Here is a 12,317-nt window from a genome sequence, read left to right on the forward strand (position 1 = left end):
GGTATATCTCCCTATAAATGTTCCTACTCGTCTGGCTTTTCGGACTGCGCCCCGTCTATTTCAATGGTTTCCGGCATCCATGTTCGCGTTGTTCATCTGTGATTCAGTTCACATAATGGCTATACGATATCATTCGCAATCATACTGTCTGTAGGTATTAATCCATAAGAAATGTAAGCGCTTGGCTATTTGGTATGACCGCTCGATGACAGGCGTTTCTGCCTGCACAAACTGGATAGCACTCTGCACGATCCGGATATTGCCGCGCTCCCCACGCCCCTAACCTGGCCTGAACAATAACAATGGAGGCCCTGGCCATGTCCCTGGGATTCGACTACCTCAATGCCATGCTCGAGGACGACCGGGAATCCGGCGTCTACCGCTGCAAGCGGGAAATGTTCACCGACCCGCGCCTGTTCGACCTGGAGATGAAGCACATCTTCGAGGGCAACTGGATCTACCTGGCCCACGAGAGCCAGATCCCCGAAAACAACGACTTCCTCAGCCTGACCATGGGCCGCCAGCCGATCTTCATCGCGCGCAACAAGGACGGCGAGCTGAATGCCTTCCTCAACGCCTGCAGCCACCGCGGCGCCATGCTCTGCCGGCACAAGCGCGGCAACCGCTCCAGCTACACCTGCCCGTTCCATGGCTGGACCTTCAACAACAGCGGCAAGCTGCTCAAGGTCAAGGACCCGAGCAACGCCGGCTATCCCGACAACTTCAACTGCGACGGCTCCCATGACCTGACCCGGGTGGCGCGCTTCGAGTCCTATCGCGGCTTCCTGTTCGGCAGCCTCAACGCCGACGTCAAGCCGCTGGTGGAGCACCTGGGCGAGTCGGCGAAGATCATCGACATGATCGTCGACCAGTCGCCGCAAGGCCTGGAAGTGCTGCGCGGCTCCAGTTCCTACATCTACGAAGGCAACTGGAAGCTCACCGCGGAAAACGGTGCCGACGGCTACCACGTCAGCTCCGTGCACTGGAACTACGCCGCCACCCAGAACCAGCGCAAGCAGCGCGAGGCAGGCGAGGAGATCAAGACCATGAGCGCCGGTTCCTGGGCCAAGCAGGGCGGTGGCTTCTATTCCTTCGACCACGGCCACCTGCTGCTGTGGACGCGCTGGGCCAACCCGCAGGATCGCCCGGCCTACGAGCGTCGCGAGCAACTGGCCGCCGACCACGGCCAGGCCCGCGCCGACTGGATGATCGAGAACTCGCGCAACCTGTGCCTGTACCCCAACGTCTACCTGATGGACCAGTTCAGCTCGCAGATCCGCATCGCCCGGCCGATCTCGGTGAACAAGACCGAGATCACCATCTACTGCATCGCGCCCAGGGGTGAAAGCGCCGAGGCCCGCGCGCAGCGCATCCGCCAGTACGAGGACTTCTTCAACGTCAGCGGCATGGCCACCCCCGACGACCTGGAGGAATTCCGTTCCTGCCAGACCGGCTACGGCGCCGGCAGCGGCTGGAACGACATGTCCCGCGGTGCGCAGCACTGGGTCGAGGGCGCCGACGAGGCGGCCCGCGAGATCGAACTGGCGCCGCTGCTGTCGGGCGTGCGCACCGAGGACGAAGGCCTGTTCGTGCTGCAGCACAAGTACTGGCAGGACACCCTGCTCAAGGCCCTCGCGGAGGAACAGCGACTGATTCCCGTGGAGGCCGTGCAATGAGCCTGCATGACACCGTGCGTGACTTCCTCTACCGCGAAGCGCGCTACCTGGACGATGCCCAGTGGGACCAGTGGCTGGAGCTGTACGCCGCCGACGCGACCTTCTGGATGCCGTCGTGGGACGACGACGACCGCCTGACCGAAGACCCGCAGAGCGAGATCTCGCTGATCTGGTACGGCAACCGCGGCGGTCTGGAAGACCGGGTCTTCCGCATCAAGACCGAACGCTCCAGCGCGACGGTGCCGGACACCCGCACCTCGCACAACCTCAGCAACATCGAGATCGTCGAGCAGGACGCCGGGCAGTGCCGGGTGCGCTTCAACTGGCACACCCTGAGCTTTCGCTACAAGACCACCGACAGCTATTTCGGCACCAGTTTCTACACCCTCGACCTGCGCGGCGAGACGCCGCTGATCCTGGCGAAGAAGGTGGTGCTGAAGAACGACTACGTTCGCCAGGTCATCGACATCTACCACATCTGACGTCACGGCGAGGACCGCCCGGTGTGCCATGCGGCGCGCCGTGCCGCGCTTCGCCCGCGAGGTGCCACATGAGCTTCCAGATCGCACTGAATTTCGAGGACGGGGTCACCCGTTTCATCCATGCCGAAGGTCACGAAACCGTGGCTGACGCCGCCTATCGCCAGGGCATCAACATCCCCCTGGACTGCCGCGACGGCGCCTGCGGCACCTGCAAGTGCCAGGCCGAGTCCGGGCGCTACGACCTCGGCGACAACTTCATCGAGGATGCCCTGAGCGCGGACGAAATCGCCCGTGGCTACGTGCTCACCTGCCAGATGCGCGCCGAGAGCGATTGCGTGGTGCGCATCCCGGCGGCGTCGCAGTTGTGCAAGACCGAGCAGGCCAGTTTCGAGGCGGCCATCAGCGACGTGCGCCAGCTCTCAGCCAGCACCATCGCCCTGTCGATCAAGGGCGAATCCCTGAATCGCCTGGCCTTCCTGCCGGGGCAGTACGTCAATCTGCAGGTGCCGGGCAGCGCGCAGAGCCGGGCGTATTCCTTCAGTTCGCTGCAGCGCGACGGCGAGGTCAGCTTCCTGATCCGCAACGTCCCAGGTGGGCTGATGAGCAGCTTCCTCACCGGGCTGGCCAAGGCCGGCGACCCGATGACCCTGGCCGGGCCGCTGGGCAGCTTCTACCTGCGGCCGATCCAGCGGCCGCTGCTGTTGCTGGCCGGGGGCACCGGGCTGGCGCCGTTCACCGCGATGCTGGAGAAGATCGCCGAGCAGGGCAGCGCGCATCCGCTGCACCTGATCTACGGGGTCAGCAACGATTTCGACCTGGTCGAGCTGGAGCGCCTGCAGGATTTCGCCGCGCGCATTGCGGGCTTCACCTTCAGCGCCTGCGTGGCCAATCCCGAGAGCCAGTACCCGCAGAAGGGCTACGTCACCCAGCACATCGAGCCGGGCCACCTGAACGACGGCGATGTCGATGTGTACCTGTGCGGGCCGCCGCCGATGGTCGAGGCGGTGAGCCGGTACCTCGGTGAGCAGGGGATCGAGCCGGTGAATTTCTACTTCGAGAAGTTCGCGGCTGCCGCCTAACGCCAGTCTGGCTTGGCACTCGGCTTTTGTAGGAGCTGGCTTGCCTGCGAAGGACCGCGTAGCGGTCCCTGATTATGGCGGTGACTGGATTGGGCCTGCTTTGCAGGCCTTCGCAGGCAAGCCAGCTCCTACAGGGGGATGCAGGCCAGCGGTCATACAGGGGAGTGCAGGCCAGTAGCCACACAGCAGATTCAGGAGATGAACATGAACAACAGATTCCAAGACAAGGTCGCCCTGGTCACCGGTGCCGCCCAGGGCATCGGCCGCGGCGTGTGCTGGCGGCTCAAGGCCGAGGGCGCGAAAGTGGTGGCGGTGGACCGTTCCGAACTGGTCCATGAGCTGGCCGGGGAGGGCATGCTGACCCTCACCGCCGACCTCGAACTCCACGACGACTGCGCCCGGGTCATGGCCACGGCAGTGCAGACCTTCGGCCAGCTCGACATCCTCGTCAACAACGTCGGCGGCACTATCTGGGCCAAGCCCTTCGAGCACTACGAGGTGGCGCAGATCGAGGCCGAGGTGCGCCGCTCGCTGTTCCCCACCCTGTGGTGCTGCCACGCGGCACTGCCGTACATGCTCGAACGCGGCAGCGGCGCCATCGTCAACGTCTCGTCCATCGCCACCCGCGGCGTCAACCGCGTGCCCTACGGCGCGGCCAAGGGCGGCGTCAACGCACTCACCGCGTGCCTGGCCTTCGAGACCGCCGGGCGCGGCATCCGCGTCAACGCCACCGCCCCCGGCGGCACCGAGGCGCCAGCGCGGCGCATCCCGCGCAACGCCGCCGAGCAGAGCGCGGACGAGAAGGCCTGGTACCAGCAGATCGTCGACCAGACCCTGTCCAGCAGCCTGATGAACCGCTACGGCAGCATCGACGAACAGGTCGGCGCAATCCTCTTCCTGGCCTCCGACGAGGCTTCGTACATCACCGGCACGACCCTGCCGGTAGGCGGTGGCGACCTCGGCTGAGCGCCGCCCCCGGCAAGGTTTTCCTCGAACAACAAAAACAACCGAGACAGATGCCATGCGAACCCTGGATATCCACCCGATCATCGATAACGCACGCTTTTCTCCCTTCCACTGGAGGGTCATGGCCTGGTGCGGTCTGCTGCTGATCTTCGACGGCTACGACCTGTTCATCTACGGCGTGGTGTTGCCGGTGATCATGAAGGAGTGGAGCCTGACGCCGCTGCAGGCCGGCGCCCTGGGCAGCTACGCGCTGTTCGGCATGATGTTCGGCGCACTGGCCTTCGGCAGCCTGGCCGACCGCATCGGGCGCAAGAAAGGCATCGCCATCTGTTTCGCACTGTTCTCCGGGGCGACCATTCTCAACGGCTTCGCCAGCAGTCCCGGTGAATTCGGCATCTACCGCTTCGTCGCCGGGCTCGGCTGCGGCGGCCTGATGCCCAACGCCGTGGCGCTGATGAACGAGTACGCACCCAAGCGTTTGCGCAGCACCCTGGTGGCGATCATGTTCAGCGGCTACTCGCTGGGCGGCATGCTCTCCGCCGGGGTCGGCATCTTTCTGTTGCCGCGTTTCGGCTGGGAGTCGATGTTCTTCGCCGCCGCGCTGCCGTTGCTGCTGTTGCCGGTGATCCTGCATTACCTGCCGGAGTCCATCGGCTTCCTGGTGCGCCAGGGCCGCACGGAAGAGGCCCGGGTGCTGCTCAAGCGCCTCGATCCGCACTGCGACGTGCAGGCCGGCGATCAGCTCCAGGCCGTCGAGCGCAAGGGCAAGGGCGCCTCGGTGCTGGAGCTGTTTCGCAACGGCCTGGCGGTGCGCACCCTGGCCCTGTGGCTGGCGTTCTTCTGCTGCCTGCTGATGGTCTACGCCCTCAGTTCCTGGTTGCCCAAGCTGATGGCCAGCGCCGGCTACAGCCTGGGTTCGAGCCTGTCGTTCCTGCTCGCGCTGAACTTCGGCGGCATGGCCGGGGCCATCCTCGGCGGCTGGCTGGGCGACCGCTACAACCTGGTCAAGGTCAAGGTGGCGTTCTTCCTCGGCGCGGCGCTGTCGATCAGCCTGCTCGGGGTCAACAGCCCGATGCCGGTGCTGTACCTGCTGATCTTCATCGCCGGCGCCACCACCATCGGCACGCAGATCCTCCTGTATGCCGGCGCTGCCCAGCTGTATGGCCTGTCGGTGCGTTCCACCGGCCTTGGCTGGGCCTCCGGCATCGGCCGCAACGGCGCCATCGTCGGCCCGCTGCTGGGCGGCGCGCTGATGGGCATGCAACTGCCGCTGCAACTGAACTTCCTCGCGTTCGCCATCCCTGGCGCGATCGCCGCGCTGGCCATGGCCGTGCACCTGGCCAGCGGCCGGCGCGCGGTGGTGTTGCCGGCTGCTTCGTCCTGACGTGTGTCGAGCGCTACCCATTTCAAGAAAACAAAAGAGGACCGCAATCATGACCGTGAAGATTTCCCAGACCCCCGCCACCCAGGCGTTCTTCGAAGAAGCCGCGGGCTTTCGCAACGACGCAGGCAGCCCGCGCCTGAAGTGCATCGTGCAGCGCATCCTGCAGGACACCGCGCGCCTGATCGAAGACCTGGAGATCAGCGAGGACGAGTTCTGGCATGCCGTCGATTACCTCAACCGCCTCGGTGGTCGGGGCGAGGCCGGGCTGCTGGTGGCGGGGCTGGGCATCGAGCATTTCCTCGACCTGCTGCAGGACGCCAAGGACGCCCAGGCCGGCCTCGGCGGTGGCACCCCGCGGACCATCGAGGGGCCGCTGTACGTGGCCGGCGCGCCACTGGCCGAGGGCCAGGTGCGCATGGACGACGGCAGCGAGGAAAACGTCGCCATCCCGATGTTCCTCGAAGGCCGGGTGTTCGATCCCCAGGGGCGACCGCTGGCGGGTGCCACGGTGGACCTGTGGCATGCCAATACCCGTGGCACCTATTCGTTCTTCGACCAGAGCCAGTCGGCGTTCAACCTGCGTCGGCGCATCGTCACCGACAGCGAGGGTCGCTACCGTGCGCGCAGCATCGTGCCGTCCGGCTATGGCTGCGATCCGCAGGGCCCGACCCAGGAATGCCTGGACCTGCTCGGCCGGCATGGCCAGCGTCCGGCCCATGTGCACTTCTTCATCTCGGCGCCGGGGCACCGGCACCTGACCACCCAGATCAACCTGTCGGGCGATCAGTACCTGTGGGACGACTTCGCCTACGCCACCCGCGACGGGCTGGTGGGCGAGGTGGTGTTCCGCGAGGACGGCGCGCGCGGCGTGGCGGGGCGGTATGCCGAGCTGGTGTTCGATTTCCATCTGCAGCAGGCCGCGGACAGTGAGGCCGAAGCGCGCAGCAAGCGGCCGCGGGCGTTGCAGGAAGCCTGATCGTCGCGAGCAAGCTCGCTCCCGCAGGGGACGTGGGCGCGAGCGTGCTCGCGAATCAGGCGACACAACAACCAGAGCCGGGCACCGGCCAATTCCTTGCGAGCCCCCATAACAACAAGATCAAGAGAGCTTCGGAATGAACCACACCCCTTGCGTCATGCTGGGCATCAGCCTGCTCAGCCAACCCCTGCTGGCCGCCGAACACGGCTTCTTCGAGGATGCCAAGGCCAGCCTCGCCGCCCGCAACTACTACTTCAGCCGCGACTTCTCCGACATCGTCGGCGCCAGCCAGCAATCGAAGGCCGAGGAATGGGCCCAGGGCTTCATTCTTGATTTCAAGTCCGGCTACACCCCCGGGCCGGTCGGCTTCGGCGTGGATGCGCTGGGCCTGCTGGGCATCCGTCTGGACAGCAGCCCCGACCGGGTCAACACCGGGTTGCTGCCGGTCCACGGCGACGGCCGTGCCGCCAGCGAGTACAGCCGTCTGGCGCCGACCTTGAAGATGCGCCTGTCGAACACCGAACTGCGGGTCGGCGAGCTGCAACCCAACCTGCCGGTGCTGACCTTCAGTGATATCCGCCTGCTGCCGCCGAGCTACCAGGGCGTCAGCCTCAGCTCCAGCGAGATCGATGGCCTCACCGTGCAGGCCGGGCACCTGAACGCCACCCACCTGCGCAACGAAGCCGGCGACGAGAAGATGATGGCGATGCTCGGCCATGTGCCGCAGCGCCAGGCCACCAGCGACGCCTTCGATTACCTGGGCGGCGACTACGCCTTCAACGGCGGGCAGACCAGTGCCAGCCTGTGGTACGGGCAGTTGCAGGACATCTACCGCCAGGGCTTCGTCGGTTTCAAGCACAGCCAGCCGTTGGGGGCCTGGGTGCTGGGTGCCAATCTCGGCTACTTCACCGCGCGGGAGGAGGGGGATGCCTTGCTCGGGCGCATCGACAACCAGGCGTTGTTCTCGATGTTCAGTGCCCGCCGTGGCGGTCATACCCTGTATGCCGGCTACCAGGCGATGTACGGTGACAGCCCGTTCCCGCGGGTGTTCGCCAATATCACCCCGCTGGGCAACGAAGTACCGACCTACGAGTTCGCCTACACCGACGAACGCTCGTACCAGGTGCGCTACGACTACAACTTCGTCGCCCTCGGCATGCCCGGCCTGACCGCCTCGGTGCGCTACATCAGCGGCGATAACGTCACCACCGGCCAGGGCTTCGAGGGCAAGGACCGCGAACGCGACCTCGACCTGACGTATGCGGTGCAGAGTGGGGTGCTGAAGGGCTTGGGGATTCGCCTGCGCAATGCCATGGCGCGCTCGAACTACCGCAGTGATATCGATGAAAACCGGTTGATCCTGAGCTATACGTGGCAACTGTTCTGAGACTGTGCGCTGATCGCACGCGGTGCTAATCGCGCTGTCCGTTATCCGCACGACTTTCGTCGCCCGACATTGCCCCACCCGCGGGTGGGGCTTAGTGTTGAGGCTGTCCGCCGATGGTCGCCTGCCGACGGAAAAAACCGGCCACGCGCTAGAATCGAACCACCGTGAACGACCGCCGCCGCCGCGCCTTGCGCGCGGCAGGCAGCGGCGCCAGAACAATAACGACAACGAGTGCCTTGCCTATGGAAAACCGCCTGCTGAGCGAGCGCAGTAGCGTGTTCCACCGCGCCGACCCCTACGCCGTGTCCGACTACGTCAACCGGCACGTGGGCCAGCACTGCATCGGCCTGTCCCGCAGCACTCATCCCCAGGCCAGCCTGAGCCACCGCAAATTCGCCGAGCTGGACCTGTGCCGCATCAGCTACGGCGGCAGCGTGCGGGTCACCTCGCCGGCCCTGGAGAGCATCTATCACCTGCAGGTCCTGCTCGATGGCAACTGCCTGTGGCGCCGTGGCAGCCAGGACGAGCGCTACCTGCTGCCAGGCGAGCTGCTGCTGATCAACCCGGACGAACCGGTGGACCTGACCTACTCGCAGGACTGCGAGAAATTCATCCTCAAGGTGCCGACCCGCCTGCTCGACACCCTGTGCGACGAGCAACGCTGGCAGCGGCCCAGCGCCGGGGTGCGCTTCCTGCGCAATCATTACCGGCTGGATGAGCTGGAAGGCTTCGTCAGCCTGCTGGCCATGCTCTGCCAGGAGGCGGAAGCCAGTGATCCGCTGCCACGGGTGCAGGGGCATTACAGCCAGATCCTGGCAAGCAAGCTGCTGACCCTGCTGAGCACCAATATCCGCCGCGAAAGCCTGGGTTCGCACGGCGCGAGCCTGGAGCGGATCCTCGACTACATCGAGCGCAACCTGAAGCTGGAGCTGCCGGCCGAGGTCCTCGCCGAGCAGGCCAACATGAGCCTGCGCTCGTTCTATGCGCTGTTCGACCGGCAGTTGGGCACCACGCCCAAGCAGTACGTGCTGCAGTGCAAGTTCGAGCGCCTGCGGCAATGCCTGAGCGATCCGACGTGCGCGGTGCGCAGCGTCACCGAATTGGCGATGGACTACGGATTCATGCACCTGGGGCGGTTTTCCGAGGGCTATCGCCAGCGCTTCGGCGAGTTGCCGTCGGAAACCTTCAGGCGGCGGGGACTCTAGACGAAATCGAACGGGGCCAGTTGGAAGCCCTGTTCGTCCACCTGCAGGGCCCAGCCCTGGCGGTCCCAGTCGCCGAGCACGATACGCCGCGCGGCACTGCCATCGTCGAGGGTCAGCTTGTGGATCGCCGGGCGGTGAGTGTGGCCGTGGACCAGGGTGCGCACGCCGTAGCGCTGCATGAGCCGTGGCACTTCCTCGGTGGTGACATCGATGATGTCGTTGGCCTTCATGCGCGTCTGCGCCTTGCTTTCGCTGCGCAGCTTGCGCGCCAGCTTGCGCCGCGTGGACAACGGCAGGTGGCGCAGGATCCACAGGCTCAGCGGGTTGCGCAGGGTGCGCCGCAGCTTCATGTAGGCTTCGTCGCGGGTGCACAGGCTGTCGCCATGCATCAGGAGCACCGGCTCGCCGAGCATCTCGACCACGCTGGGGTCCTTGAGCAGGGTGCAGCCGGCGGCCTTGCAGAAGGCCTTGCCGATGAGGAAGTCGCGGTTGCCGTGCATCAGGAAGAGCTGCGTGCCGCTGTCGCTGAGCGCGCGCAGGGCCTGGCAGATGGAGGCCTGGAACGGCGTCATGCCGTCGTCGCCGATCCAGGCTTCGAAGAAGTCGCCGAGGATGTACAGGGCCTGTGCATCCCGGGCGCGGGTCGCCAGCAGATCAAGAAACGCCCGGGTGATGTCCGGGCGTTCTTCTTGCAGGTGCAGATCGGAGATCAGCAGTATCACTCAATGATCTCGGCTTTCTCGATGATCACGTCGTCCTTCGGTACGTCCTGGTGGCCGGACTTGGAACCGGTGGCGACCTTCTCGATGGCATCGACCACTTCCTTGCCCTCGATCACTTCACCGAACACCGCGTAGCCCCAGCCCTGGATGTTCTTGCCGCTGTGGTTGAGGAAGTCGTTGTCGTTGCCGTTGATGAAGAACTGCGCCGAGGCCGAATGCGGCTCCTGGGTGCGCGCCATGGCGATGGAGTACTTCTTGTTCTCCAGGCCGTTGTCGGCTTCGTTCTGGATGCTGGCGCGGGTGCCTTTCTGCTGCATGTTCTGGTCGAAACCGCCGCCCTGGATCATGAAACCCTTGATCACACGGTGGAAGATGGTGCCGTCGTAGTGGCCGTCTTTCACGTACTGGACGAAGTTTTCCGCGGTTTTCGGGGCTTTTTCGCTGTCCAGTTGCAGGACGATATCGCCGTGGTTGGTGCTCAGTTTGACTTTGGCCATGCTGGAATTCGCTCTCTCAAGGCATGTGGAAAAGGAGGGTGCGCACGCGCGTTACAGACCCTGACGCCGGTTCCGGCGCCGGCGATACGTCGATCGCGGTGATTTTTTTGCCGCGGGCCCCGATATTAGCGCCGGTTTGTCGGCGCGGTGCTGTCGGCGGCGCGACGGCTTCGGCTATGATAAGCGCTTTGTTTCACGCGGCCTACCCGGGCCGGACACCGGAATTCCAAGGATCCTATGAGCAAGCCCACTGCTGACACCGCTCCCAATGCCGCCAAAGGCGCGCCCGCCGTCCCCGTCAACTTCCTGCGCCCGATCGTGCAGGCCGACCTGGACTCGGGCAAGCACAGCAGCATCGTCACCCGTTTCCCCCCAGAGCCCAACGGTTACCTGCACATCGGTCACGCCAAGTCGATCTGCGTGAACTTCGGCCTGGCCCAGGAATTCGGCGGTGCCTGTCACCTGCGCTTCGATGACACCAACCCGGCCAAAGAGGACCAGGAGTACATCGACGCCATCCAGGAAGACGTCAAGTGGCTCGGTTTCCAGTGGACCGGCCCGGTGCGCTATGCCTCGGAATACTTCGATCAGCTGCATGACTGGGCCGTGGACCTGATCAAGTCGGGCAATGCCTACGTCTGCGACCTGACGCCGGAGCAGGCCCGGGAATATCGCGGCAGCCTGACCGAGCCGGGGCGCAACAGCCCGTTCCGCGAGCGCGGCGTCGAGGAGAACCTCGACCTGTTCGCACGCATGAAGGCCGGCGAGTTCAAGGACGGCGAACGCGTCCTGCGCGCCAGGATCGACATGGCGTCGCCGAACATGAACCTGCGCGACCCGATCCTCTACCGCATCCGCCATGCCCACCACCACCAGACCGGTGACAAGTGGTGCATCTACCCGAACTACGACTTCACCCACGGCCAGTCGGACGCCATCGAGGGCATCACCCACTCCATCTGCACCCTGGAGTTCGAAAGCCACCGTCCGCTGTACGAATGGTTCCTCGACAAGCTGCCGGTGCCGGCCACGCCGCGCCAGTACGAGTTCAGCCGGCTGAACCTGAACTACACCATCACCAGCAAGCGCAAGCTCAAGCAACTGGTGGACGAGCAGCACGTCGAGGGCTGGGACGACCCGCGCATGTCGACCCTGTCCGGCTTCCGTCGCCGCGGCTACACCCCGGCGTCGATCCGCAACTTCTGCGAGATGATCGGCACCAACCGTTCCGACGGCGTGGTCGACATGTCCATGCTCGAGTTCAGCATCCGCGACGACCTCGACCGCAACGCCCCGCGCGCCATGTGCGTGCTGCGCCCGCTGAAGGTGGTGATCAGCAACTACCCGGAAGGCCAGGTCGAGCAACTGGAACTGCCGCGCCATCCGAAGGAAGACATGGGCGTGCGCGTCCTGCCGTTCGCCCGCGAGCTGTACATCGACCGCGACGACTTCATGGAAGAGCCACCCAAGGGCTACAAGCGCCTGGAGCCGGCCGGTGAAGTGCGCCTGCGCGGCAGCTACGTGATCCGCGCCGACGAGGCGATCAAGGACGCCGACGGCAACATCGTCGAGCTGCGCTGCTCCTACGACCCGGACACCCTGGGCAAGAACCCCGAGGGCCGCAAGGTCAAGGGCGTGATCCACTGGGTTCCGGCCGACGGCAGCGTCGAGTGCGAAGTGCGTCTGTACGACCGTCTGTTCAAGGCGGCGAACCCGGAAAAGACCGCCGATGGCGGCACCTTCCTCGACAACATCAACCCGGATTCGCTGCAGGTGCTGCGTGGTTGTCGTGCCGAGCCGTCGCTGGGCAACGCCCAGCCTGAAGACCGCTTCCAGTTCGAGCGCGAAGGCTACTTCTGCGCCGACCTGAAAGACTCCCGTCCAGGCCAACCGGTATTCAACCGCACCGTGTCCCTGCGTGATTCCTGGGGCAGCTGAGGAAA

The 12,317-nt window shown here is 65.1% G+C and carries 11 protein-coding genes; 9 read left to right on the forward strand and 2 right to left on the reverse strand.

The window, feature by feature from the left end; all coding sequences use genetic code 11:
• The first annotated feature begins 317 nt into the window (after positions 1 to 317).
• The 8 genes from benA to CHB99_RS19055 all read left to right on the forward strand — a co-directional run bounded on the left by benA (position 318) and on the right by CHB99_RS19055 (position 9,155).
• The gene (benA, locus tag CHB99_RS19020) at positions 318 to 1,676 is read left to right on the forward strand and encodes a benzoate 1,2-dioxygenase large subunit (RefSeq protein WP_042125390.1); all 1,359 of its coding nucleotides are present in this window, start codon (positions 318 to 320) and stop codon (positions 1,674 to 1,676) included.
• Positions 1,673 to 2,158, forward strand: a complete 486-nt coding sequence (gene benB, locus CHB99_RS19025) for a benzoate 1,2-dioxygenase small subunit (protein ID WP_042125308.1) — start codon at positions 1,673 to 1,675, stop codon at positions 2,156 to 2,158. Before benA ends, benB begins: the two co-directional genes overlap by 4 nt.
• Before the next feature lie 68 nt (positions 2,159 to 2,226).
• On the forward strand, positions 2,227 to 3,237 hold the full coding sequence (benC, locus tag CHB99_RS19030; protein WP_042125305.1) for a benzoate 1,2-dioxygenase electron transfer component BenC: 1,011 nt from the start codon (positions 2,227 to 2,229) through the stop codon (positions 3,235 to 3,237).
• Positions 3,238 to 3,441: 204 nt separating this feature from the next.
• The gene (locus CHB99_RS19035; RefSeq protein ID WP_042125303.1) at positions 3,442 to 4,203 is read left to right on the forward strand and encodes a 1,6-dihydroxycyclohexa-2,4-diene-1-carboxylate dehydrogenase; all 762 of its coding nucleotides are present in this window, start codon (positions 3,442 to 3,444) and stop codon (positions 4,201 to 4,203) included.
• 55 nt (positions 4,204 to 4,258) lie between these two features.
• The gene (locus tag CHB99_RS19040) at positions 4,259 to 5,587 is read left to right on the forward strand and encodes an MFS transporter (RefSeq protein ID WP_042125301.1); all 1,329 of its coding nucleotides are present in this window, start codon (positions 4,259 to 4,261) and stop codon (positions 5,585 to 5,587) included.
• A gap of 49 nt (positions 5,588 to 5,636) precedes the next feature.
• A complete protein-coding gene (catA, locus tag CHB99_RS19045) occupies positions 5,637 to 6,563 on the forward strand; it encodes a catechol 1,2-dioxygenase (RefSeq protein ID WP_042125300.1) in 927 nt (308 codons plus the stop codon).
• Positions 6,564 to 6,699: 136 nt separating this feature from the next.
• On the forward strand, positions 6,700 to 7,950 hold the full coding sequence (locus tag CHB99_RS19050; protein WP_042125298.1) for an OprD family porin: 1,251 nt from the start codon (positions 6,700 to 6,702) through the stop codon (positions 7,948 to 7,950).
• Between the two features lie 242 nt (positions 7,951 to 8,192).
• The gene (locus CHB99_RS19055; protein ID WP_042125296.1) at positions 8,193 to 9,155 is read left to right on the forward strand and encodes an AraC family transcriptional regulator; all 963 of its coding nucleotides are present in this window, start codon (positions 8,193 to 8,195) and stop codon (positions 9,153 to 9,155) included.
• Here the strand turns inward: CHB99_RS19055 and lpxH are convergent.
• Entirely contained in the window at positions 9,152 to 9,877 is a 726-nt protein-coding gene (gene lpxH / locus CHB99_RS19060; protein ID WP_042125293.1) for a UDP-2,3-diacylglucosamine diphosphatase, read from the reverse strand. The genes CHB99_RS19055 and lpxH overlap by 4 nt on opposite strands.
• Positions 9,874 to 10,374, reverse strand: coding sequence for a peptidylprolyl isomerase (locus tag CHB99_RS19065; protein WP_042125292.1), 501 nt, complete (start codon positions 10,372 to 10,374; stop codon positions 9,874 to 9,876). Before CHB99_RS19065 ends, lpxH begins: the two co-directional genes overlap by 4 nt.
• A 237-nt stretch (positions 10,375 to 10,611) precedes the next feature.
• Here CHB99_RS19065 and CHB99_RS19070 point away from each other — a divergent pair, with 237 nt between their 5' ends.
• Positions 10,612 to 12,312 carry a glutamine--tRNA ligase/YqeY domain fusion protein gene (locus CHB99_RS19070; RefSeq protein WP_042125290.1) on the forward strand — a complete coding sequence of 567 codons (1,701 nt, stop codon included), beginning with the start codon at positions 10,612 to 10,614 and terminating at the stop codon, positions 12,310 to 12,312.
• Positions 12,313 to 12,317: the final 5 nt, after the last annotated feature.

This window comes from Pseudomonas japonica (genome assembly GCF_900188455.1).
GTDB lineage: Bacteria > Pseudomonadota > Gammaproteobacteria > Pseudomonadales > Pseudomonadaceae > Aquipseudomonas > Aquipseudomonas japonica.